Origin of the sequence: Enterobacter cloacae complex sp. ECL72 (genome assembly GCF_019056635.1) — a bacterium.
Taxonomy (GTDB): Bacteria; Pseudomonadota; Gammaproteobacteria; order Enterobacterales; family Enterobacteriaceae; genus Enterobacter; species Enterobacter hormaechei_C.
Genome location: NZ_CP077659.1, coordinates 4,157,997 through 4,180,183, shown reverse-complemented (window position 1 = coordinate 4,180,183; position 22,187 = coordinate 4,157,997). Strand labels below are relative to the sequence as shown.

20 protein-coding genes are annotated in these 22,187 nt (G+C 54.9%); 8 read left to right on the top strand and 12 right to left on the bottom strand.

Going from position 1 to position 22,187, the window contains the following annotated elements; genetic code table 11:
* Nucleotides 1-15: 15 nt before the first annotated feature.
* The 5 genes from KTH07_RS20190 to KTH07_RS20170 all read right to left on the bottom strand — a co-directional run bounded on the left by KTH07_RS20190 (nucleotide 16) and on the right by KTH07_RS20170 (nucleotide 7,535).
* Nucleotides 16-1,173 (bottom strand): multidrug effflux MFS transporter, encoded by a 1,158-nt coding sequence (locus tag KTH07_RS20190; RefSeq protein WP_023302834.1) that lies wholly within the window; start codon nucleotides 1,171-1,173, stop codon nucleotides 16-18.
* Nucleotides 1,174-1,222: 49 nt separating this feature from the next.
* The gene (locus KTH07_RS20185; protein WP_023302835.1) at nucleotides 1,223-2,587 is read right to left on the bottom strand and encodes an efflux transporter outer membrane subunit; all 1,365 of its coding nucleotides are present in this window, start codon (nucleotides 2,585-2,587) and stop codon (nucleotides 1,223-1,225) included.
* Nucleotides 2,587-5,697 (bottom strand): efflux RND transporter permease subunit, encoded by a 3,111-nt coding sequence (locus KTH07_RS20180; protein WP_023302836.1) that lies wholly within the window; start codon nucleotides 5,695-5,697, stop codon nucleotides 2,587-2,589. The genes KTH07_RS20185 and KTH07_RS20180 overlap by 1 nt, the downstream gene beginning before the upstream one ends.
* The gene (locus tag KTH07_RS20175; protein ID WP_017383665.1) at nucleotides 5,697-6,818 is read right to left on the bottom strand and encodes an efflux RND transporter periplasmic adaptor subunit; all 1,122 of its coding nucleotides are present in this window, start codon (nucleotides 6,816-6,818) and stop codon (nucleotides 5,697-5,699) included. The genes KTH07_RS20180 and KTH07_RS20175 overlap by 1 nt, the downstream gene beginning before the upstream one ends.
* Nucleotides 6,819-6,965: 147 nt before the next feature.
* Complete coding sequence (locus KTH07_RS20170) at nucleotides 6,966-7,535, bottom strand: TetR/AcrR family transcriptional regulator (protein WP_032620543.1); 570 nt, start codon at nucleotides 7,533-7,535, stop codon at nucleotides 6,966-6,968.
* A gap of 185 nt (nucleotides 7,536-7,720) precedes the next feature.
* Between KTH07_RS20170 and KTH07_RS20165 the strand changes: the two genes are divergently transcribed.
* The gene (locus KTH07_RS20165; RefSeq protein ID WP_017383664.1) at nucleotides 7,721-8,140 is read left to right on the top strand and encodes a GNAT family N-acetyltransferase; all 420 of its coding nucleotides are present in this window, start codon (nucleotides 7,721-7,723) and stop codon (nucleotides 8,138-8,140) included.
* On the opposite strand, the gene KTH07_RS20160 is transcribed toward KTH07_RS20165, so the two are convergent.
* A complete protein-coding gene (locus tag KTH07_RS20160; RefSeq protein ID WP_023302838.1) occupies nucleotides 8,137-8,784 on the bottom strand; it encodes a TetR/AcrR family transcriptional regulator in 648 nt (215 codons plus the stop codon). The genes KTH07_RS20165 and KTH07_RS20160 overlap by 4 nt on opposite strands.
* A 78-nt stretch (nucleotides 8,785-8,862) precedes the next feature.
* Here KTH07_RS20160 and KTH07_RS20155 point away from each other — a divergent pair, with 78 nt between their 5' ends.
* Together KTH07_RS20155 and nlpA are read left to right on the top strand one after the other, a co-directional pair.
* Nucleotides 8,863-10,362: an MDR family MFS transporter gene (locus tag KTH07_RS20155; protein ID WP_015570095.1), complete on the top strand. Its 1,500-nt coding sequence runs from the start codon at nucleotides 8,863-8,865 to the stop codon at nucleotides 10,360-10,362.
* Nucleotides 10,363-10,590: 228 nt separating this feature from the next.
* Nucleotides 10,591-11,391 (top strand): lipoprotein NlpA, encoded by an 801-nt coding sequence (gene nlpA, locus KTH07_RS20150; protein ID WP_023302839.1) that lies wholly within the window; start codon nucleotides 10,591-10,593, stop codon nucleotides 11,389-11,391.
* A 33-nt stretch (nucleotides 11,392-11,424) separates the two neighbouring features.
* Here nlpA and KTH07_RS20145 read toward each other — a convergent pair whose 3' ends face one another.
* Together KTH07_RS20145 and KTH07_RS20140 are read right to left on the bottom strand one after the other, a co-directional pair.
* On the bottom strand, nucleotides 11,425-12,105 hold the full coding sequence (locus KTH07_RS20145) for an EAL domain-containing protein (protein ID WP_023302840.1): 681 nt from the start codon (nucleotides 12,103-12,105) through the stop codon (nucleotides 11,425-11,427).
* A 75-nt stretch (nucleotides 12,106-12,180) separates the two neighbouring features.
* Complete coding sequence (locus KTH07_RS20140) at nucleotides 12,181-12,801, bottom strand: LuxR C-terminal-related transcriptional regulator (RefSeq protein ID WP_015570093.1); 621 nt, start codon at nucleotides 12,799-12,801, stop codon at nucleotides 12,181-12,183.
* Nucleotides 12,802-13,371: 570 nt separating this feature from the next.
* Between KTH07_RS20140 and KTH07_RS20135 the strand changes: the two genes are divergently transcribed.
* Nucleotides 13,372-14,007 carry a LuxR C-terminal-related transcriptional regulator gene (locus KTH07_RS20135; RefSeq protein ID WP_015570092.1) on the top strand — a complete coding sequence of 212 codons (636 nt, stop codon included), beginning with the start codon at nucleotides 13,372-13,374 and terminating at the stop codon, nucleotides 14,005-14,007.
* 6 nt (nucleotides 14,008-14,013) lie between these two features.
* Here KTH07_RS20135 and KTH07_RS20130 read toward each other — a convergent pair whose 3' ends face one another.
* From KTH07_RS20130 to KTH07_RS20115, 4 genes are read right to left on the bottom strand one after another with little or no spacing between them, the layout of a single operon-like run.
* The gene (locus KTH07_RS20130; RefSeq protein WP_023302842.1) at nucleotides 14,014-15,078 is read right to left on the bottom strand and encodes a fimbrial protein; all 1,065 of its coding nucleotides are present in this window, start codon (nucleotides 15,076-15,078) and stop codon (nucleotides 14,014-14,016) included.
* A 15-nt stretch (nucleotides 15,079-15,093) separates the two neighbouring features.
* A complete protein-coding gene (locus KTH07_RS20125) occupies nucleotides 15,094-17,586 on the bottom strand; it encodes a fimbria/pilus outer membrane usher protein (RefSeq protein ID WP_032620547.1) in 2,493 nt (830 codons plus the stop codon).
* Between the two features lie 15 nt (nucleotides 17,587-17,601).
* Complete coding sequence (locus tag KTH07_RS20120; protein WP_015570089.1) at nucleotides 17,602-18,294, bottom strand: molecular chaperone; 693 nt, start codon at nucleotides 18,292-18,294, stop codon at nucleotides 17,602-17,604.
* Between the two features lie 52 nt (nucleotides 18,295-18,346).
* Nucleotides 18,347-18,931 (bottom strand): fimbrial protein, encoded by a 585-nt coding sequence (locus tag KTH07_RS20115; protein ID WP_017383657.1) that lies wholly within the window; start codon nucleotides 18,929-18,931, stop codon nucleotides 18,347-18,349.
* A 374-nt stretch (nucleotides 18,932-19,305) separates the two neighbouring features.
* Here KTH07_RS20115 and KTH07_RS20110 point away from each other — a divergent pair, with 374 nt between their 5' ends.
* From KTH07_RS20110 to KTH07_RS20095, 4 genes are all read left to right on the top strand, one after another.
* Entirely contained in the window at nucleotides 19,306-20,118 is an 813-nt protein-coding gene (locus KTH07_RS20110; RefSeq protein WP_015570087.1) for a winged helix-turn-helix domain-containing protein, read from the top strand.
* Between the two features lie 18 nt (nucleotides 20,119-20,136).
* Complete coding sequence (locus KTH07_RS20105) at nucleotides 20,137-20,607, top strand: hypothetical protein (RefSeq protein ID WP_017383656.1); 471 nt, start codon at nucleotides 20,137-20,139, stop codon at nucleotides 20,605-20,607.
* A gap of 227 nt (nucleotides 20,608-20,834) precedes the next feature.
* Nucleotides 20,835-21,458 (top strand): common pilus major fimbrillin subunit EcpA, encoded by a 624-nt coding sequence (locus KTH07_RS20100; protein WP_003860995.1) that lies wholly within the window; start codon nucleotides 20,835-20,837, stop codon nucleotides 21,456-21,458.
* 45 nt (nucleotides 21,459-21,503) lie between these two features.
* Complete coding sequence (locus KTH07_RS20095; protein WP_015570085.1) at nucleotides 21,504-22,181, top strand: pilus assembly protein; 678 nt, start codon at nucleotides 21,504-21,506, stop codon at nucleotides 22,179-22,181.
* Nucleotides 22,182-22,187 lie beyond the last annotated feature (6 nt).

The following is a 22,187-nucleotide window of genomic DNA, read 5'->3' as shown; positions in this document are numbered from 1 at the left end:
GCCAAAAGTATGAATTTACGCATTCTGCGTGCGGGATCCGAACGCCAGTGCAATGCCATAGCTTACTAACACCGCGAGACTCATTTTCAGCATCGTTTCTCCGCCGATACCGGCAAGAGGCGCTGCGATCCCGCCGAATAAAAACATCAGCATGCCCAGAATGGCTGACGCTGTGCCGGACTCCTTCGCGTCGACTGCGCTCATCGCTTCTGAACCCGCAATGGTGCTGATCCCGCTGTTAAATGCGACGGTGAAAAAGAGTGCAATCAGTGCCGGAACGGAAAGCTGCATCCACGCAAAGAGCAACGTCAGCCCCGCGCAGGTTACGGCCAACACCAGGCCTATTTGCATTAACCCTTCCGCCGGGTGTCGGCGTGCCAGACGGGAGAAAATCAGCGCTGAGACGATCAGGCCGATACCGTTCACACCGAACAGCAGGCTGAACTGCATGGCGCTCAGGCCATATTCGTTTTGCATCACAAAGGAGGATGCCCCGATATAGGCGAACAGCCCCGCCAGCATGAAGGCCTGGATCAGGCAGTAGCGCATAAAGCGACGATTTTTAAGTACCGTCCTGGCGGTTTGCGTCAGCGATCCCCCGCCCTGTTTCTCTGTGAGGGACTCGCGGATAAAAAGCTGGCTGGCGATCAGCAGCGCCAGACCCGCCCCTGCCATTACCCAGAACAGCATCCGCCAGTCGAAATGCGACGCGATATAGCCACCGAGTACCGGGGACACCACGGGCGCGATGCCGTTGACCGTCATCAGTAGGGCAAAAAACTGCGTTAGCATCGTGCCATGATAGTTATCACGGGCGATGGAGCGGGCAAGTACGGAGCCGCCCGCCCCGGCAACGCCCTGCACAAATCGCCAGCCGATCAGGGCGTAAATATTCTGCGTGCTGGCACAAAGCACTGAAGCCAGTACAAACAGCAAAAGTGAGAACAGCAGCGGCGTTTTACGTCCGATGCGATCGCTTAGCGGGCCGAAAAAAAGTTGTCCCAGCCCCAGGCCAATCAGCGCCGAGGTAAGAGAAAGCTGCGTCAGCGTTGTGGAGGTGTTGAGCTGGGTGGCGATCTCCGGCAGCGCCGGAAGATAAAAATCGGAACACAGCGGCCCGATCGCCGTCAGCAGGCCAAGGATGGCCGCGAAAGAAAAAGAGAGTTTTGCCATAGGTATTTACTCTGATGGCCGGGCAACGTTGCGCCGCCCGGCAGTGATGTTACTGAATCCCGCCGCCCAGCGACTGCCACAGCGTGATGCGGTTTTCCAGGTCGGTTTGCTGCAAGGCAATCAGTGATTCCTGCGCCGACCACAGCGACCGCTGCGCGGTGAGCACCGTCAGATAATCGCCTGCGCCAGCCTTGTAACTGCGCGTCGCCACATCCAGCGTTTTTTGCTCCGCCGCCACGTATTCACGCTGGGCATCAAGCTGTTCACTCAACGTTTCGCGCCGGGCCAGCGCGTCGGCCACGTCCTTAAACGCGCTCTGGATGGTTTTCTCATAGGTCGCAATTAACCCTTTTTTCTCGGCTTCCGCATAGCGCAGCTGCGCCATATTGTTGCCGCCGCTGAACAGCGGCAGGGTGATGGACGGCGCAAACGACCAGACCTTCATCCCGTGGCTGAACAAGGACGACAGCGAATCGCTGCCGACGCCCGCGCTGGCGGTGAGCGAGATGGTCGGGAAGAAGTTGGCGCGCGCCGCGCCGATGTTGGCGTTAGCGCTCAGCAGGTTATGTTCCGCCTCCTGAATGTCCGGACGACGCAGCAGCGCGCTGGAGCTGACGCCCGCCGGGATCAGCGTGATGGCGTTGTCGCTCAGGCTCTCCAGCGTGCCGGGCAGCAGGTTCTCGGGCACCGTATCGCCCGCCAGCAGGTTGAGAGCGTTTTTGTCCTGCATCACCAGCGTCTGGTAGCTCGCCACGCTGGCGCGCGCCTGCTGGTAAACCGCCATCGCTTCACTGACGTCCGTTGCCGCTGCCACGCCCACTTCCTGCTGGCGCTTCACAATCTTGAGCGAGTTTGCGGCGCTCTCCAGGGTGGACTTCGCCAGCGCCAGATTGCTGTTATCCGCCGCCAGCGTCACCCAGGCCGTGGTCAGCTCGCTGACCATCGTCAGGCGCGTGTTCTGCGCGGTGAACTCGCTGGCAAGCCAGGTTTCACGCGCGGCGCGCGACAGGCTCTGGTTGCGGCCAAACAGATCCAGCTCGAAGCTGGAGACCGCGCCGTTGGCTTCGTCACTTGTCGCGACGCCGCTCGCCAGCGTGCGGCTGCGGGTGTGGCTCAGTTCCGCGTCCACCGTCGGGAACAGGGACGAGCGCGTCTCGCCATACTGGGCACGGGCGGCGTCGATATCCGCTATCGCTTTTTGCACGTCGCGGTTGCTGTTGAGCGCCATCGTCACCACGCTTTTCAACCGCGCATCATTCATCACCTGCTGCCACTGGCTCACCACGGCGTTGGCTTCGCCGTGCGCGCCGGGCAGGGTGGCCGGAACGGGCGCGTCCGGGCGCTGATACGTGGGATCTAATGACACACAGCCTGCGCTCAGCAGGGCTAACGCTAAAACAGTTTCACGAAACATTATGACCTCCGGTTTGCGTGCTTACCGGAGAACAGACGTTTCACCAGTACAAAGAATAAAGGAACAAAGAAGATGGCCAGCAGCGTCGCGGCCAGCGTCCCGCCGATAATGCCGGTACCGATCGCCACGCGGCTGTTGGCCCCGGCGCCGGTGGCAATCGCCAGCGGCGTCACGCCTGCGATAAACGCCAGCGAGGTCATGATAATCGGACGCAGACGCGTCTGGGCGGCCCGCAGGGCGGCGCGCGTCAGGGAGTAGCCTTCGGCGACTTTGGCTTCGGCAAACTCGACAATCAGAATGGCATTCTTCGACGACAGACCGATGGTGGTCAGCAGCGCCACCTGGAAGTAGACGTCGTTGCTCAGGCCACGCAGGGAGGCGGCAATGGCCGCGCCCAGCACCCCAAGCGGGATCACGAGGATGACCGAAATGGGCACCGACCAGCTCTCATACAGCGCCGCCAGGCACAGGAACACCACGAGGATGGAGAGGGCATAGAGGCTCATCGCCTGACCGCTCGCTAGTTTTTCCTGCAACGACAAACCGCTCCATGCCCAGGTGCTGCCGGACGGCAGGTTATTCGCCAGTTGCTCCATTTTGCTCATCGCCGTACCGGAGCTGGCGCCGCTGGCGTTCTCGCCCTGAATTTCATACGCCGCCGAGCCGTTGTAGCGCACCAGGCTTTCCGGGCCATACTCCCAGCGGGTGGTGGCGAAGGCGGAGAACGGGGTCATGGTGCTGTCGCTGCCGCGCACATACCATTTGTTAAGATCCGACGGCACCGCGCGATAGTCACTGTCGCCCTGGATGTAGACCTTTTTCACACGGCCACGGTCAATGAAGTCGTTCACGTAGGTGCCGCCCCAGGCGCTGGAGAGGGTGTCGGTAACATCGCTCAGGGAGAGCCCCAGCGACACGGCTTTGTTGTTATCGATATCCACCTGAAGCTGCGGCATCTGCGGCAGATCGTTGGCGCGCACGGCGTGCAGCGAGTTGTCCTGGTTGGCTTCGCCAATCAGCTGGTTACGCAGTTTCAGCAGCGCGTCGCGGTCGGTGCCGCCGCTGGCCATCAGCTCAAAGGTAAAGCCGTTGCTCTGGCCTAAACCATCCACCGCCGGGGGCGTCATGGCGAAAATTGTGGCATCCCGAATGGTGCTCAGCTCCTGCGTGGCGCGCAGGGCAATGGCCTGGGCGGTGTTTTCCTCGCCTTTGCGCTCTGACCAGTTTTTCAGGGAGACGAACGCCATCCCGGCGTTCTGGCCGCTGCCACTGAAGCTGAAGCCTTCAACGGTAAAGATCACGTCGGTATTGGCTTTCTCTTTGGTGAGGAACCACTCGCGTACCTGGCGGCTTACCTCGGCGGTACGCACCGCGGTTGCGCCGGCAGGCAGGGTGTACTGCACCATGATTTCACCCTGGTCTTCGGTTGGCAGGAAGCTGCCCGGCAGTTTTAGCATGGCGAACCCCATCGCGCCGCAGAGCAGGGCGTAGATCACCAGCATGCCACCGGAACGGCGCAGGGCGCGCAGCACCTTGTTCTGATAGCCGTGCTCGGTCTTACTGTAGAAGCGGTTAAACGCGCCGAAGAAACCTTTTTTGTGCGGAGCGGTGTGATTCAGGATCGAGCCGCACAGCGCGGGCGTCAGGGTCAGCGCCACCACCACGGAGAGGAACATCGCCGAAATAATGGTGACCGAGAACTGACGGTAAATCACCCCGGTGGAGCCGCCGAAAAAGGCCATCGGCAGGAATACCGCAGAGAGCACCAGCGCAATGGCGATCAGCGCGCCGGAAATTTCGCCCATCGATTTTTCGGTCGCTTCCCGGGCGGGCAGCCCTTCGTCGCGCATAATACGCTCGACGTTTTCCACCACCACGATGGCGTCATCCACCAGAAGCCCTATCGCCAGCACCATCGCAAACAGCGTCAGGGTGTTGATGGAGTAACCGAACAGCGCCAGCACGCCGAAGGTGCCCAGCAGCACCACCGGCACCGCCAGCGCCGGGATCAGCGTCGCGCGGATGTTTTGCAGGAACAGGTACATCACCACCACCACGAGGATAATGGCTTCGAACAGCGTCTGAATCACGTCCTCAACGGAGATCTTGATGAACTCGGTGCTGTCTTTCGGGTAGGCCACATCGTAGCCTTCCGGCATCGACTTTTTGAACTCGGCGATCTTATCTTTTACCGCCGTGGCGGTGTTAAGCGCGTTGGCGCCCGGTGAGAGCATCACCGCCATACCCGCCGCCGGGTGGCCGTTCAGCTTCGCGGTGGCGGTGTAATCTTCGCTGCCCATCTCCACGCGGGCGACGTCGCTGATGCGCACCACCGCACCGTTGGACTGGCTCTTGACGATGATCTTTTTGAACTCATCGACCGTTTGCAGACGCGACTGAGCGCGGACGGTGGCGGTCAGCTGTTGGGCGTTCGACGAGGGCAGTGCGCCGATTTTACCGGCGGAAACCTGCACGTTCTGCGCTTCAATCGCGCTCTGCACGTCGGAGGGCATCAGCGAGTACGACGCCAGCTTCGCCGGGTCGAGCCAGATGCGCATCGCGTATTCTGCACCGAACACCTGTAGGCTACCGACGCCATCCACGCGCGCCAGCGGATCCTGCATATTACTCACCAGCCAGTCGGCGATATCCGAGCTGCTGGCGGTGTCGGTTTTGTCATATACGCCCATGATCAGCAGGAAGTTGCTCTGGGATTTTTCGACGGTGATCCCGGACTGCTGCACCTCGGTCGGCAGGCGCGATTCCGCCTGCTGGACTTTGTTCTGCACCTGTACCTGAGCGGTGTCCGGATCGGTTCCCTGTTCAAACGTGACGTTAATACTCACCGACCCGTCCGAGCTGCTGGTGGAGGTGAAGTAGAGCAGGTTATCCAGCCCGGTGAGCTGCTGCTCGATCACCTGCGTCACGCTGTTTTCCAGCGTCTGTGCGGAGGCACCGGTATAGGTGGCGGAGATTTTGATCGACGGCGGAGCCACGTCCGGGTACTGCGCAACGGGCAGCGTGCGGATCGCCAGCATTCCGGCGAGCATGATGAGAATGGCGATAACCCAGGCAAAGACCGGGCGACGCACGAAGAAACGGGAAAACATCAGGCGTTTCCTCCGTTGGTTTTCATCTCTTCAGCTTTCACTTCCTGCCCGGCGGTGACTTTATCGGTGCCTTCCACAATCAGCTTATCGCCCGCCTTCAGGCCGCTCAGCACCAGCCATTTGTCGCCGTAGGTGTCGCCCGTCTCCAGCTGACGCTGTTCGACCTTGTTGCTGGCGTTCACCACCAGCGCGGTGGCGGTGCCTTTGGCGTCGCGGGTGATGCCCTGCTGCGGGGCGAGGATCGCGTCATTCATGATGCCTTCATCCACTCTGGCGCGGACGAACATGCCCGGCAGAAGCTGATGCTGCGGGTTCGGGAAGACGGCGCGCAGGGTGACTGAGCCGGTAGACTCATCCACCGCCACTTCGGTCAGCGCCAGGCGGCCTTTTTCGCTGTAGCTGCTGCCGTCTTCGAGAATCAACGACACGTTCAGCGTATCGCTGTTGCTGGCGAGGGTTTGCTTGCGTAAACGCAGCAGATCGGCGCTGGAACGGGTTAAATCGACGTACATACTGTCCAGCCCGCGAATGGTGGCCAGCGCGGTATCCTGCTGGGCGGTCACCAGCGCGCCGGGGGTCACAGAGGAGATGCCGATACGTCCGGCAATCGGCGCGGTGACGGTGGTCCAGTTGAGGTTAATGCGGGCGCTTTCCAGCGCGGCTTTCTTTGACTCGACGCTGGCCTTGTCCTGCGCGCAGGTGGACTTCGCGTCTTCCGCATCCTGACGTGATACGCCGTCGTCCTTCACCAGCTGCGCATAACGCCGGGCTTTCTGGCAGTCGGCCTGCACCAGCGCCTGCGCCTGTTTCAGTGCGGCGGCGGCTTCATCATACGCGGCGCGGTAGCTGGAAGGATCGATCTGATACAGCGCTTGCCCGGCCTTGACCGTATCGCCTTCGGTGAACAGGCGCTTCTGGATAATGCCACCTACCTGGGGGCGCACTTCGGCGCTCATTGCGGCGGCGGTGCGGCCGGTCAGCTCGCTGACGACGGACACCGGCTGGCTCATGAGGGTGACAATCCCCACTTCCGGAAGAGGACGTTGAGGAGCAGATGTTTGCGCATTATCGCACCCTGTCAGGAGGAGTAATGCCGCGATGGAGGTTGTTATGGTTTTCATAATCTTTTTCCAGGGTGAACGAAGCCTGCCCTGTTAATCGCTTAACAGGGAGGAGGGCTAATTAAAAGCACAGCGATCCCGCATCTCTGGCTGAGCCAGAAATGAAAAAAGGGAAATTACTTATTTCCGCTAATTATTCACATGCGATTACTTCGCAGAGAAAATCATATTTAAAATATTCTGGTATATAGGCTCTAATTGTTCTGATGGTACTTTTAAAGGCGTGAGTCGACGGTAAATCGTGCCTTCGATCATCACGGCGGTAATCTCCACGCAGCAGCGAATATGCTCATCGCTCAGGTGAGGGAACTGCTTTTTCAGATGCGCGCAGGCGTTGGCGAACATGCGGGCTTCGGCTTCGATCAGCATGTTTGCCACCAGCGGATTGCGCGTGGCCTCTGCGGACATTTCGAGCATCAGCGCGTCATCGTCTTCGTTAAGCGTCTGGCGCCAGGCAAGCGCCTGCGGCATCCCTTCAACCAGGGTTTTGCCCTGCATCTCTTCAATACGTGAGTCGATAATGCGCCGGATCATCTCTTCAATAATCGCGTCTTTGTTACTGAAATAGCGATAGATTTGTCCGACGCTGAGCCTGGCTTCGCTGGCGATCTGCGACATGCTGGCAGCGTGAAATCCACTGGCGCGAAAGCAGCGGCGCGCGGCGGTAATGATTTCGTCCTGCCGCAGTTTTTGTCGTTCTTCCAGCTTTGTACTCATTGTCGGCTACCGTAAAAAGTGAGAATGATCGTTCTCATTATACGTTTTCGGAGACTATTGGAAAGGCTTTTTTTATTTACATATTGAATGAATATTTCCAGGTATAAACAATGGAGAAAATAAGGAGTTTTTATGAAGGTTAAGCTGTGAGATATTCAGATTGCGCTGAAAATAAGGAGAGAATTATGCATCTGAGCATTACAGATAATGTCACAGCCGAAGAAAAAGAAGAATTATTAACGGGGCTAAGAGCCTATAACGCGCAGTTTTTAGATCTGTCGACATTTGGCGGCGATATTGGCGTATATATGCGAGACGACAATGGCGTCATGCTGGGCGGGTTAATCGGCGTACGGAAAGGCGACTGGCTGAACATCGACTATCTGTGGGTCAGCGACAGCGTGCGGGGAACGGGCGTGGGAAGCCAGCTTATCAAAACGGCTGAAGAGGAGGCCCGTCGCAAAGGCTGTCGTCACGCGCTGGTGGATACGGTCAGCTTCCAGGCGCGCCCGTTCTATGAAAAGCAGGGTTATCAGGTGCAGATGTCCTTGCAGGATTACCCTTATCAGGGAATGCAGAGACATTATCTGTCCAAAAATCTTTAACCGCCTATCCCGGTGCCTATCACGGCTAACACGTGGCGCACCACGATCTCCGGCGAGAGGGCGCTAAGCCTCTCGTCATTGCGCATGCGGGAGAACGGCACCAGCACCAGGCTCAGCAGCGTAGTGAACAGCAGTTCGGGGGCCAGCGCCGGATTCAGCTTTCCTTCCTGCTGCCAGCCTTTGATGGTTGCCAGCGTGGTGTGATATTTCTCATTGCCAAAGCGTGCCTGCAAATGGGTGCGCAGTACCGGCATCTCGCCAATCACCTCCTGCATCCACAGCGGGGCAAACCAGCGATACTTTTCCGCCAGTTCGGCCAGCACCCTGACCATTTCCGTCAGGGCATCCACCGGCGAATCCCGGTTGTCGGCGAAAATCGCCCCGATCCGCTCGCGTAACGGCAGGAAGCGCTCCTCAATCATCGCATCCAGTAACTGTTCTCTGGAGTTGAAGTAGTAGTGCAGCATGGCGGGCGTCACGCCTGCTTCGCGGGCAATAGCGTTCAACGACGTATTGGCGATCCCCTGGCGGGAAAAGAGGTTCAGGGCGATGTCCAGCAGCTGTTCACGGCTGGCGGTAACGCGCTTGCCGCCGCGTGGCCGACCGGGGCGGCGGGGTTCAGAATTGTCCTTTTGTGCTGGCATGGTCACCGTATCTCTTGATCTTATTCATCACTTCCACAAATATTAATTATACGATTAATTAATTTCAAGTGATGTCTTATGGAGTCCGACGTAATGACTCAACCTGCGAAAAAGGCGCCGTCGATTAAGCTGCTGTTCAGCGCACTCCTGCTGGTGATGCTGCTCTCGGCGCTGGATCAGACCATTGTCTCCACCGCGCTGCCGACCATCGTCGGTGAGCTGGGCGGGCTGGATAAGCTCTCGTGGGTGGTAACGGCCTATATCCTCAGTTCGACCATCGTGGTGCCGCTGTATGGCAAATTCGGCGATCTGTTTGGCCGAAAAATCGTTCTGCAAATCGCGATTGTGCTGTTTCTTGTAGGGTCCGCGCTGTGCGGTCTGGCGCAGAACATGACCCAGCTGGTGCTGATGCGCGCCCTGCAAGGGCTGGGGGGCGGCGGTCTGATGGTGATCAGCATGGCTGCCGTGGCGGACGTGATCCCGCCTGCCGATCGGGGTCGCTATCAGGGGTTGTTTGGCGGCGTGTTTGGCCTGGCGACGGTGATAGGGCCGCTGATCGGCGGGTTTATCGTTCAGCACGCATCCTGGCGCTGGATTTTCTACATCAACCTGCCGCTGGGGCTGTTTGCCCTGCTGGTGATTGGCGCGGTTTTCCACGGCAGCGCGCGGCGCAGCAAGCATGAGATTGACTACCTGGGGGCGATTTACCTCAGCATGGCGTTGCTGTGCATCATTCTGTTTACCACCGAGGGCGGGACGATCCGCCAATGGAGCGACCCGCAGCTGTGGTGCATTCTGGCCTTCGGCCTGACGGGGATCGCCGGGTTTATCTACGAAGAGCGGCTGGCGTGGGAGCCGATTATCCCGCTGTCGCTCTTCCGCGACCGCAGCTTCCTGCTCTGTAGCCTGATCGGTTTTATTATCGGCATGTCGCTGTTTGGCTCCGTCACTTTCCTGCCGCTCTATTTACAGGTGGTAAAAGACGCCACGCCGACGCAGGCCGGTTTGCAGCTGATCCCCCTGATGGGGGGGCTATTGCTCACCTCCATTATCAGCGGGCGCATCATCAGCCGTACCGGGAAATATCGTCTGTTCCCGATCCTCGGCACGCTGCTCGGCGTGGTGGGGATGGTGTTACTGACGCGCATTTCAATCACCTCCCCAACCTGGCAGCTGTACCTGTTTACCGGCGTGCTGGGCATGGGGCTGGGACTGGTGATGCAGGTGCTGGTGCTGGCGGTGCAGAACAGCGTGTCAGCCGATCAATACGGCGTCGCGACGTCTGGGGTGACGCTGTTCCGTTCCATTGGCGGGGCGATTGGCGTTGCGCTGTTTGGCGCGGTGTTCACCCATATTCTGCAATCAGGCCTGATCGACAGGCTGCCGGAAGGGGCGGAACTGCCGCGCGAACTTAATCCCGTTGCCATACACCATCTGCCTGATGCCCTGCGTCTGGACTATCTGGATGCGTTCGGCTCGGCGATCCATGCGGTATTCATGCTGGCGGCGGGGATTATGGTGCTGGCGTTTGTGCTGTCGTGGTTTTTGCGCGAAGCGCCGCTGCGTCGGCAGGCGTGAGGGAAGCGGTTCTGCTTGCGCCTGGACTACCGTAGCCTGATGCCCATCGCCCGTGGCGCTACGCTTACCGGGCCTACACTTCGCCCGTTACGTAGGCCGGGTAAGCGCAGCGCCACCCGGCAACAGGCCGCATATAACTTAACCGTCTTACTGATTCCTTTTCGTTTTTTAGCCTGCCGTCTCGTTGTCGATATAGTCTTCAAAACGTCTATCAAAAGGAACTGTCTCGTGAAACTTCGATTGGGTGCGCTTCTCCTGACTGGCCTGCTGCTCGCGGGCTGTGATCAGGGCGGCAATGATGCCAGACACATTAAAGTCGGCGTGATCAATGGCGCTGAGCAGGACGTGGCGGAAGTCGCCAAAAAGGTGGCAAAGGAGAAATACGGTCTGGATGTTGAGCTGGTGGGTTTTAGCGGCTCGCTGCTACCCAACGATGCCACCAACCAGGGCGAACTGGACGCCAACGTCTTCCAGCATCGCCCGTTCCTCGCAGAAGATAACAAGGCGCACAATTACAAGCTGGTCGCCGTGGCCAATACCTTCGTCTTCCCGATGGCGGGTTACTCCCGAAAGATTAAATCGGTCTCTGAGCTGAAGGACGGCGCAACCATTGCGATTCCAAACGATCCCACCAACCTTGGCCGCGCGCTGTTGCTGCTGCAAAAAGAGAAGCTGATTACCCTTAAACCGGATGTTGGCCTGCTGCCAACGGCGCTGGATATTACCGCGAACCCGAAAAACTTACAGATTATGGAGCTGGAAGGGGCGCAGCTGCCGCGCGTGCTGGACGATCCGAAAGTGGATGTGGCCATCATCAGTACCACCTATCTCCAGCAAACGGGGCTTTCTCCGGTACACGACAGCGTCTTTATCGAAGACAAAAACTCACCCTACGTGAATATTGTGGTCACGCGTGAAGAGAACAAAGACGCCGAAAACGTGAAGGAATTTATCCAGTCCTATCAGTCGCCGGAAGTGGCGAAAGCGGCGGAGACCCTTTTTAACGGTGGCGCGGTGCCGGGCTGGTAAGCCCCGGTAAAAAGGCCAGCGCTCCGCTGGCCGTCAAAGCGTTACGCGGGCATCGGTTCGGCTTTCGGGCCACAGAAAACCCTGACCAGACTGTGCGCCGGACGCGCGGGCGCGCGCCAGATCCCGCGAGTTTTCGATGCCTTCTATAAGAATTGATTGCGCGATACCTGCCCTGACCTCCTGTACAAACGGGGCAAGCGGCGCGCGCTCGCGCAGCGCTGAGCGGTCAATTTTCACCCCATCCAGCGGCAGCGCAAGCCGCGCGAACGCCTCCGCCAACTCCCGGGTTAAATCGTCCAGCCAGATTTGCCATCCCGCCTCTTTTAACCGAACAAGCGTGGCATGAAGGCGACGTTGCTCATCCTCGCTCAGCCGTGTGATGGTGAGGGGATCCTGAATTTCAATCGTTAACCGCTGCTGATGGCGTAATGCCAGCAACAACCGGATAGCGCGTTCGTTGAGAAGGTGTTCTGCCTGAAGGTTTAGCCAGTAAGCGTCCCGGGCGGGTATCTGTAACAGGGTGTTGGCCTGCCAGAAGAAGATTTGCAGCGCGCTGCGCGAGGGCAGCGAGGCAAACAGCACCTCAAGATTGACGTTATGGATCTCCACGAGAACTTCATGCGCGAACACCTGGCCCGAATGAAGATCGACAAGAGGCTGGAATCGCAGCCCTGAGATACGTTGCAACAGGGGAGAGGGAAGAACGGTATACATGGAACAGCCTTCAGGAAATGAAAAAAGGTTCCCGCGGACACGGGAACAAAAGGCAAACGACACACGGTCAAATTTTTAATTCAGGATCCAGCGAATGCTCTGGTAAAACGAGGGGCCACGCACGGCCTTAAGCTTGTTCATGGCGTTGTTCTTATAAAAGTAAACCAGCCTGACGTTACACCCCAGCTGACGGGCGATTTGCTTGGTTTTGAGATTACAGGAATAGCCGCGCAATACGCTTGCCTCCTCGCTGGACAGCCTCGCCGGGGTGCGTAAGCGGGTCGTCATGCCTACGTTGTAACGGCCAGACTCTTGCGGCGTCTGGCTCATCAGTATTTGCCACAGCGCTTTGATATCCCCAAGGGAGACTCTTTTGCTGATGACTCCATCAACATGTTTGAATTTCAAATAGCCGGCGGATAACGAATAGATATAGATCTTCGCCGTCACTTGTTTCTGTTTAATACAGAGAATGTCGTCATTCGTCGTCACCCGGAAATGACGCGTATTCAACGGATCATAAATGATGATATCAAAGAGTTGTTCACTCATAGCAAGTTCTTCGATATGGGTAAATCCATGGAAAATAACGTCGTGTTTTTCATCAGGCTCACGCTTTCCAAGCGATTGCAGGCCAATCATCGTGAATTCGCAGCTGTCAACAACGGCAACGTGAATTGTTTTTTTATTTTGCATTGGCATTCTCCTTTCGCTGAGTAAACAGTCCATATAAGAGAAAATGGCGGTTCGCACTCTCTTATTAAAAGAATGGCGAGCACTTTTTTAAATAACGCGATGCGATGGCATCAATGTAAGCCAATACAAACCGTCGAGTAAAGCTGAAGCCAATTATTAGCGGAAGATAAAATTGAAAAATGGTTTTAATGGTATATGCAATTGTTTTAATCTTCTAATAATATTCATGCCAGATTTTTATTCTGTAAATGAGCGGATAATAAGCATCAGAAGGTTGATTAATGGGGTTAATCCACCGCCTTTTCAGTGATTTACTGCTGTTTCTGTAAGAAAAATTGTGATCGTGGCAGGGTTATCGACAGGGCTTTATCTGCGAGGGGAAACGGCGTGCAGAATAAAATAGAATTTTTTCTATGAATTTAATGTCCTTGTTCAGATTTTTAATCCTGAGAAGGATAAAATCCTGGCGCGAAGAGGTTGTGAGTGGTGAGTACATAAACTATTATCATTTTCCTCCGGTCACGAGAATTTAGAAAAGACATGAATAATACTGAACGTATCGTAAGGGTAATGGTGTTTTACAAAATAAATATATTTAAAGAGATAATATTCCGGGCGCTCCAGGATCTTTTACCCGATTACGTACTGAACATTACTCAGGTCGATTCCACAGAACAGGCGCTGGCGGCGGTGGCGGATAATAACGTGGATGTTTTCTTCACTGAATTTAATTATCTGCTTAATCATAAAGAGTGGAGTGCGGAGGTCAGCAGCCGTTTTACATCTTTATGTAAAACCCATCACGTCAGGCGTGTTCTGTTGGTGCCCGAGCTGCCTTACGGGCTGTTAAAAAAAGTTCTGGAGATGAAATTTGAATTAACCATCAGTCAGCAGGATGAATTGACTGAACTGAAAAAGGAATTACCCGCGTTGCTCATGGCGGACGGGCAAAAACCGTCGATCTCTTCGTGGCTCAGGCGGGTAATGCGGTCCGGCTCCCGGGCGCGTTCCATCCTCTCGGCCAGAGAGTGGGAGGTGCTTCATCTTATCGTGGAAGGATTTTCAACGACGGAGATTGCCCGTCATCGAAACCGTTCGGTCAGTACCATTGCGACACAGAAACACAATGCAATGAAAAAGCTGAATCTTTCCAACCACAGCGAACTGATTAAGTATGTGCAAGCGGTTGGAAAGATGGAGGAATAGTTCACATCAGGGATAGATAATATTCAGCGTAGCCGATGTATTGATCTTACCCTGGCTCACCTGGGCGGGCGCCCACACGTAATAGTACGCCGCCATCGGAAGGGTGAAATGTTCGTCCAGCGCCGCGCCAGCCGCCACGCTGAAAATCATCGTGGCGTTGCCACGGCTGGTGGTTGAGGTAGAGAAGGTCACCGGCGTTTGCGGGGCGTCACGTTTTATCAGGCGGAGCCCCACGCCCTGCGCCGCGCTACTGCTGCTGTCGATCAGCACCGAGCTGTCGGTTGAGAGCAGCTGCGTGCTGGACAGAAACATCTCAATTGACCGATCGGAATTGCCGTTAACCCCGACGTTCTGACAGCTCATGTTCAGTGAAAAAGGCGTCAGCCCCGGCTGTGAGGATGCACTGAGCTGGGGAATGCCGAGCGTCGGCAGCGCCACGGTCAGCCCCGCATTATCAAAGGAACAGGTAGTCAGTTTTGGCGCGTATTTGATGATCATCGGCTGACCAAACATATCGCGGTTGTCGTAAGGCCACTTGAACCCGCTGAATAACCACTGCGCTATCTTGATGACCTGATTGATTGGCCAGGTGATGATTTCCCAGATGGATAACCCGCTCATGTCGCTGACGAACAGAACGTCGCTCATGTTCGCCGTATCCCCCGTCAGGGTGGTACCGCTCTGGTTAACGAGGGTGAAGCGAACCGTAAACGGTGTGTTCAGCTCAGACGCCGTATGGCTACCGCTGGCAGACAGGGTTTTATTGGCCGGGGGATCGGTGATCTCCGCCCGCACCATATACTTGTTATTGCTGAACCCGAGGATGGTCGCGTATTTGCTGTCGGTCGAGAGGATCGGCGTGTAAGAAAATTCACTGTTACCCGTCGTACAGTTGAACGAGCCGCTGTACTGGGTGCTGAAGCTGCCGGTCCATGTGGGCGTGGCCGGGCTCAGCTTATCCGATAAATCAATGGTAATCGGTGTGCCATAAACGATGCTGCTGCCGGAGCAGGTGGCATAGCTCATCCCGCTAATGCTGGTGAGGAGCAGGAACATGAATGATCGTAACATTTTGATAATCCGTAATTAATGGCAAACCGATGAGGGGCTGTTCAGCCCCCAGGCCGGGGAGGAGATTTCGCACTTTCCGCTGCGGAGATGCACGTTGAGCGCGCGTGGCGGCTGTTCAGCACGGATATACAGTACGCTGGCCTGGCCGACATACCCGACAGATCCACCGTGTTCATCCAGCACTTCAGTGCCAAACGGCAGCGGTTTGCCGTCGGTGCGCGTCGCATGAAGTACCCATGACTGGCGCTTATCGGTTTCGAAGCGGATATAACTCACCGCCCCGTCATAAGGCGCCACGTTAGCCATATTGCCGATCACCTCCGCGCCAGCGCTGTTTTCCGTTTCGGTTAACGTAATGGCGTTTTTGCGATACGGGGTGGCGTAAGGGACCAGCGCCACGCCATCGCGGTTCGTCATAATGCTTTCATCGCCGTTCACCATCAGTCCCTCCGCCTTTGGCGCATCGACGATAGTCATGGTTGTGCCGGTTTCGTTTGAGGCGAGAACGTGCCACGGGTAGGCCACCAGGCTTCCGCGTCCGCTGAGCCCGGTCTGGCGGTAGTCGGAGGATTCGCTGTAAGAGCCACCGAGTGTCGCGAAGTTCGAACGGTACGCGGCGTTAACGCTTGCCGCATTTTTACCCCCCCGCGCATTACTGCCGGAGAGGGTATAGCTCAGGCGGTTCGACGTCAGCGCGTTCCCGCTCATGCTGATATTGCTCTGTTCGTAATGCGAATCGCTGGCCGTCAGGCTGGAGGTGATCCACGCATTATTATCAAACAGCGAGAACGGCAGGCTGAGGGAGAGGTAAAGGCGCGTCTCTTCTTCACTGTCCCTGTTCCGTACCCGGCTGGCCGACAGGGTATAGCTGGCGCGGCCGATGGCGTTGGAATAGCCCATCTGATATTCGCGCGTGGTTTGCTGTGAGTTCCAGTAATCGCGCTGTGTGCCGGAGACAAACACCGTGCCCCAGTTATTGAGCAGGCGCTGATTAAGGTTAAGCGTAAAGGTATTCTTGGGCTGCGCCGCGCGCAGGGCGTCCCAGGTGCTTAGCGACATGTCGGGCGCAACGCCAAACCGATCTTCATAGTCGTCGTACTGCGCTCTCAGGCGCTGATACCCTTCGCGCGAATAGAGCGCGTCGCTGAAGCTGTAATAGCCTTTAGTGGAATAGCGATAGGCCGCCAGGGTGAAGTTGGTGGCGGTGGTATCGATAAATTTGCTGTACGACACGCGATAACTCTGACCGCTGCTGGTGCGATCCTGTAGGGTGGTTTTGGCGTGGGTGACATCAAACGAGACCGCGCCAAAGGGAAGGTTCCACCCGGTACCGATAAGCCCGGCCTGGTAGTTATCGCTAATAATCGTCCCGGTATACCCGGTGATGAGGTTATTAAACCCGTAGCGCAGCGTGGCCTGCATGAATGCGGGTTCGGCATCGAGCGTGTTCTGATGCACTTTACCCGCCACTACGCTGTACTGACTCACCCCTTCTTTTAGCATCCCGGGCACGGCGGAAAACGGCACCGTGAAGGACTGCTGTGAACCGTCCGCTTCACGCACCACCACCAGCAAATCGCCCGCGGAGCCGGTAGGTTGAATGCTGTCGAGGGTAAACTGGCCCGGCGGCACGTTCTCCTGATAGATCACGTTGCCATTCTGGATAACTTTCACCAGGGCGTTCGTCCGTGCCACGCCGTGAACCACCGGTGAAAAACCCTGCTGTGAATTTGGGCGCATCTTCATATCCGACGCCAGCGACACGCCGCGCACGCGCAGGGAATCAAACAGATCGCCAGGAATATAAAAGTCACCCAGCGTCAGGTTGGATTTCAGCGAGGCCAGGGGACGGCGCAGGTAGCGGGTATTATTCTGCCAGCTACTCTCTCCGCTGGCGGTTTTCCGCCAGGCGCTGCTGTCGCGAAACTGCCAGCCGAACAGGTTGGCGCCGGAATCCAGCCCGGCATAAAAATCATCATTTGTGTCTTTCGCAGTGCCTTTCGCGTGGGTGTTGTACCAGGTCGTGTTCCACGAGAGCATCAGCGCCGGGATCCCCTCGTCCCAGAACTGGGGGGCAATGTAACCTTCTTCAGTACGCTGCACGGCCGCCTGCGGAACGGTAAGCGCCAGACTCAGGGTGCTGGTATCGGTTTTGACTTCACCGCCCTGAACCAGATCGCGCAGCTGGACCTGCCCGTGCGCAATGGCGGGCGCAGGCACGGACGTGGTGTTGATGCCCAGCGACCGGGCATCTTTCCAGGCAAGGCGGATGTCGTCACGCTGCTCGCCGTAGATGACGGTATAACGTCCCTTCCAGCTGCCGTTTACGTAGATATCCATCTCCTGACTGCCGGCAGGCATGGCGTTGTTTTCGGAAAAGCGAGACAGATCGGACTCACCGGATGCGCCAGCAAGCAGGGAGGGATCAAACGAGACGGCCCCTGATTTATGCGAAAGCAGAAGCGTGCAGACTGCCAGCAGACAGAGTCTGTTTTGTTTCATTTTCATGGTGAGTCTTTCCGATCACTGACTGGTGAAAGTGCGGGTTTTATACGCGCCAAGATCGTCCACATACATCAGCTGGAAGGTCTGTCCGCGCTTAACCGTATTTTTGGCGGCGACCGTCAGCTGCCCAAACGGGGAAACCATCGGGGACTCCTGGAGCAATTTCGTTTTACCCAGCGAAATATTGGCGACCGTAATATGGAACGGACTGTTATTTGTAATGCGAAAGCGATCGCCGTCGGCGGCGAGCGTCAGTTTCGCCACCGCGTCATCCAGCGTGCCTTTCAGCGCAGCGGGCCGATAAAAAAGTTTGATACGGGATTTAATCGCCAGCTGAACGGTATTCTGGTTTTGCAGATTTTCAGGTCTGGGCGGAATGTCGAGGACATTCAGGAAAAAGACGGATTCGCGATCCGCAGGCAAGCTGGACGGCAGCTTTTTAATACGAAGCTGTTGACCATTATGTTCGTTAACCTTTATCACCGGCGGCGACAACAGAAACGGCACATTGGCTGTTTCCGGCGTGGAATTAATATCACCGTCATCTATCCAGGATTGTACCAGAGCCGGCGCATCGCCCGTATTCATTAACTGGACGATCACCTCTTTGTTATTTTCAGGATAAAGGACACGGGTGCCATTAATGACAATATTGGCCCATGAGTGACCCGTGCTTAGCAGTAAGCCTGCCAGCAAAATTGCCTTGCGCATGATTGCAACCTTAAATACAGGCTCTGCGAAAACAGAGCCTGAATAATCACTATTACAGGTAGGAAATGGTATACGTTACGTTGGAGCTTAACTCGCCCACGGTGGCGGCAGCGGCGTTTGTTTTATAGTAATAAACGTCCAGCGTCAGCGTTTCGGAATCTGGCGCGGTCGCTGTACCCATAATATTTGTCGTGTAAGGCTGGTTCAGGGTAATAGGCGTAGACGAACCTGGCTCCACTAACGCAAAGCCGACATTACGTGCCACGCTGGCATCGCTTTCGTTCACGCTGTTATTCAGCAGGTATTTACCGTCAGTGGAAATATTATCCGCGCTGGAGAAATAAACTTTCAGCGGGGTACCGGTCGTTCCGGCTGCTGGTGAGCAACCAGAGAATGTCAGCGCAATAGATTTTTTATTTCGGGTGATCAGGCCAACCGTGGTGCCCGCATCTTTTACCGAAATAGGGGAAAGCGCAACGGTAAAGTCCGCGCTTTTACCGCCGTTAATGGTACAGGTTGTATCGGTAATAGCGCCGGTAAAGTTAATGATACCACCCGCCGAATTGTCTGCGGCCACTGCGCTGGTAGAGGCAATAGCGGCGGCCAGCAGTGATACGGTCATGATCGATTTGAACATGATAAACTCCATGAAGATTTGTGTTATTTAAAATGAATGTTAATCGGCTACACATGTCCCTGATGTACCGGCTAGACGCATGGCGACTCGGGAGAATGCTTTGACGATATTATGTTGCACTAAAAAAGTACATAACAAAACATTATTCCAACAACTTCTAAAGTTTAAGATTATAATCTTGTCAGTATGTTTTTTTTAATGTTTTAACCTAAATGCGTTAGTTCGAAGATTTTTATTAATGCTTTAATAATCGTTAATTAATGAAGCTTTATGAATTCATCTCTCAATTAATATCACGCGACTTGACCACACAAACTTTAGACTTATTATTGCCTGGCAAATGCACAAAAATTTAACAATGGCGTAATAATAATATGAAGTATCTCATTGATCTTACAATGCTTTATGAAGTCGACACCGGTATGATCATGATTAATGGAGAGGAAGAGTCATCCATTAAGTTATCTAACCAGGCGGGTCGTCTGCTTTATGAACTTATCATCAATAATGGTAAAACACTCGACAGAGACGACCTGATAAAGAAGGTCTGGGAGGATCATGGTTTCTCTGGTTCTTCGGTGAGTCTGAATGTTGCCATAAGTGAAATCAGAAAAGCATTTCGTACATTAGGATGCGACCCTTTACTGATAAAAACGATACGTGGCAAGGGATTTAGCCTTGCCGCGCATATTGAACACCACACGGTCAGGCCGCCGGTTATTTCAACGCTTAGCGAAGAATCTGCCTCTGAAGCATTCGATACGCTAGCGCATAAGAAAGATGCCGATCCGCCTAAACAAATAATATCGCTGCACAGACTCTTTATTTCTCTCTGCACGTTATTACTAATTATTGTTACCGGCACCGCTGTTTTACTATTGCACCAGCGGGATTCCTATGCCGAGAGCCTGAAAGATTCTGATATGCATCTGCTCGGTAAAGTGGACAGGTGTACGATATACCTGATCGATAAGAATATGTATCAGCCGCGACAGCACTACTTTAATCACGTAAAAGAGGTCATCGCCAGTCAACATATCGACTGTCAACATCAGGTTGCAGATGCTTACTATTCCAGGTTTAAAAAGTCGCAGATAGAAAATTATTTCCTGGCCATCTGTTATCAGCAGGACAGTATCGACGATTATAAGAACTGCATTTCTTACAGAAGCCTGACCGGGAGTTAAAATATGTCACGGACTAAAATGAGTGTACTGTTCAGTATCGTACTGGCGCTGTCTGTCATCGCGTTGTTATGGGTCTATTTTACCAGAACGCAGGATGAGGGGTTTGGCTGCCAGTCAGATACCATTTCCTGGAAAACCTATTCCACGGGTGAGTCAACCGATATGTCGCTAACCACGCTTTTCCTGTTTAACAACAAAGATGTTGTGACGGTTATTCATAAAGGCGTACTCAAGAAAGAGGGCAAAAGCTACCTGATTGACAGAAATTACACGCTCAGCGTGGAAAAAGTCGACGGCAGCAATATCTTTTATATTAAGGATAAAAAGCTGAATAAATCTGAAGATGATGCGGCGCCGGATGGCGTTGTAAACGAAATGTTACTTGATAATATCAACTTCTTCTATATTACCAGCGTAAAAAAACATGCGTGGTTAATTAAGGGGCTGGTGTTGCCTGTAATGATGTGTGTGGCTGTCCCGACGTCCTGATATTTCTCTTTATTGAAAAATCGATATTTATCTATTACTCGGGAAATTGAGTAATTTACTCAATACGTAACAATAAGATACGAGAAATTTATTTATATTTTTATTGTTGCTCTCCGTCGAGTGAATTTTTCTGTATTGCCTCGTTATTTTGCGGCTGTCTATACTCCGCCTCGAAAAAGGGGCTCCCCTTTTTATACACGTGGATTCTTTTTTGAAGGACTAAATAAATGAACAAACTGAACGCTATCGTTCTGGGCTCCCTGCTGTCTGTTTCTGCCCTGAGCGCAGTTAATGCAGCTGAAACGACGGCTTCTGCCACCTGGCAGGCAACCGCGACCAAAGACAGCGAATCCGATCTGGTTGTTACGCCAACGCGTGCTTTGAACTTCGTTTACAGCGCCAATACCAAATCTTTCAACACCGATACCGGTCTGTTTGATGTGGCTATCCGTGGCGATCACTCTACGGCGACCAGCTTCAAACTCGAAGCTATCCTCGACGATTCAAACAACACGCTGTTCAGCGTGGGTGGTGAAGCGACCAAGCTGAAAGTGGGTGCGCGTTGGGGCGGTAACGACCTGGGCTCTATCGGTGGCACCGTGGGGGCGAAATCGACCGCATGGACCACGCTGGTTGATTCTTCTTCTAACACCGGCGTCTCTTCTGGCCTGTGGAACCTGACCACCAGCGCAGGCGCGGCGGCAGATACCGAAATTACCGGCCAGGACAAATTCGTCTTCTACGTTGACTCCGCTCAGGACAACGCGGGTACTGCGAAAGAGTTCAAAGACCTGACCAACAGCCTGTGGGAAGGGACCGTGTCTGTTGCGTTCCGCGCAACCTGGGGCTAAGGCCTGATCGATCCAGGGGCGCAAGCCCCTGTTTAGGGAAATAGCATGTTTAACCTCAAATCCACCTTCTTATTTTTATTATTTATCTCTTCCTCCGCGCTGGCCATTAATGTGGGAAAAGTCACCACCATTATTTCTGCGGATGCTGACTCCACCGCCAAGGAAATAAAAAACGAAGCAGACAGCGTGCGTATTGTTTCTGTTCGCGCACAGCGGATCAGCAGCCCAATGGATGAAGGGATCGTCATTAATCCGGAGAAAGTGGACGAACTGTTGCTGACGCCCACGCGCATGGTAATGCCCGCCGGTACCAGCAATATCGTCAAATTTTACTATCACGGGAACGCCGATAACAAAGAGCGTTACTACCGCATTACCTTCACGGATGAAGGGGTAAGCGAAGAGGTGGACAGCGGTTCGCCAAAAAACGGCACCGGGATGACGCGTGCGGTGGTGAGCACCATTCTGGTGGTTCAGCCCCGGGATAAGAAGATCGACTTCGTCTATGTGGCGGGAAAAATAACCAATAAAGGGAACACCTCGTTTCGCGTCAATGCGACCGGGACCTGCCTGAAGCCGAATCCGGAATCCCCCGGCACGCCGTGTAGCAAAAACTTCTACCTGATGCCAGAGACCTCGCGCGCTATCGAGGATATCAACGTTACGGATAACCATTTTCATCTCGGAATATGGGACCTGAAACAGTTCATTCCTGTTAAGTAAGGATGC

Bases quoted from the DNA above. Each gene is read 5' to 3' on its own strand.
- KTH07_RS20190 (WP_023302834.1), bottom strand. From the start codon at position 1,173: ATGGCAAAACTCTCTTTTTCTTTCGCGGCCATCCTTGGCCTGCTGACG.
- KTH07_RS20185 (WP_023302835.1), bottom strand. From the start codon at position 2,587: ATGTTTCGTGAAACTGTTTTAGCGTTAGCCCTGCTGAGCGCAGGCTGT.
- KTH07_RS20180 (WP_023302836.1), bottom strand. From the start codon at position 5,697: ATGTTTTCCCGTTTCTTCGTGCGTCGCCCGGTCTTTGCCTGGGTTATC.
- KTH07_RS20175 (WP_017383665.1), bottom strand. From the start codon at position 6,818: ATGAAAACCATAACAACCTCCATCGCGGCATTACTCCTCCTGACAGGG.
- KTH07_RS20170 (WP_032620543.1), bottom strand. From the start codon at position 7,535: ATGAGTACAAAGCTGGAAGAACGACAAAAACTGCGGCAGGACGAAATC.
- KTH07_RS20165 (WP_017383664.1), top strand. From the start codon at position 7,721: ATGCATCTGAGCATTACAGATAATGTCACAGCCGAAGAAAAAGAAGAA.
- KTH07_RS20160 (WP_023302838.1), bottom strand. From the start codon at position 8,784: ATGCCAGCACAAAAGGACAATTCTGAACCCCGCCGCCCCGGTCGGCCA.
- KTH07_RS20155 (WP_015570095.1), top strand. From the start codon at position 8,863: ATGGAGTCCGACGTAATGACTCAACCTGCGAAAAAGGCGCCGTCGATT.
- KTH07_RS20145 (WP_023302840.1), bottom strand. From the start codon at position 12,105: ATGTATACCGTTCTTCCCTCTCCCCTGTTGCAACGTATCTCAGGGCTG.
- KTH07_RS20140 (WP_015570093.1), bottom strand. From the start codon at position 12,801: ATGCAAAATAAAAAAACAATTCACGTTGCCGTTGTTGACAGCTGCGAA.
- KTH07_RS20135 (WP_015570092.1), top strand. From the start codon at position 13,372: ATGGTGTTTTACAAAATAAATATATTTAAAGAGATAATATTCCGGGCG.
- KTH07_RS20130 (WP_023302842.1), bottom strand. From the start codon at position 15,078: ATGTTACGATCATTCATGTTCCTGCTCCTCACCAGCATTAGCGGGATG.
- KTH07_RS20125 (WP_032620547.1), bottom strand. From the start codon at position 17,586: ATGAAAATGAAACAAAACAGACTCTGTCTGCTGGCAGTCTGCACGCTT.
- KTH07_RS20120 (WP_015570089.1), bottom strand. From the start codon at position 18,294: ATGCGCAAGGCAATTTTGCTGGCAGGCTTACTGCTAAGCACGGGTCAC.
- KTH07_RS20115 (WP_017383657.1), bottom strand. From the start codon at position 18,931: ATGTTCAAATCGATCATGACCGTATCACTGCTGGCCGCCGCTATTGCC.
- KTH07_RS20110 (WP_015570087.1), top strand. From the start codon at position 19,306: ATGAAGTATCTCATTGATCTTACAATGCTTTATGAAGTCGACACCGGT.
- KTH07_RS20105 (WP_017383656.1), top strand. From the start codon at position 20,137: ATGAGTGTACTGTTCAGTATCGTACTGGCGCTGTCTGTCATCGCGTTG.
- KTH07_RS20100 (WP_003860995.1), top strand. From the start codon at position 20,835: ATGAACAAACTGAACGCTATCGTTCTGGGCTCCCTGCTGTCTGTTTCT.
- KTH07_RS20095 (WP_015570085.1), top strand. From the start codon at position 21,504: ATGTTTAACCTCAAATCCACCTTCTTATTTTTATTATTTATCTCTTCC.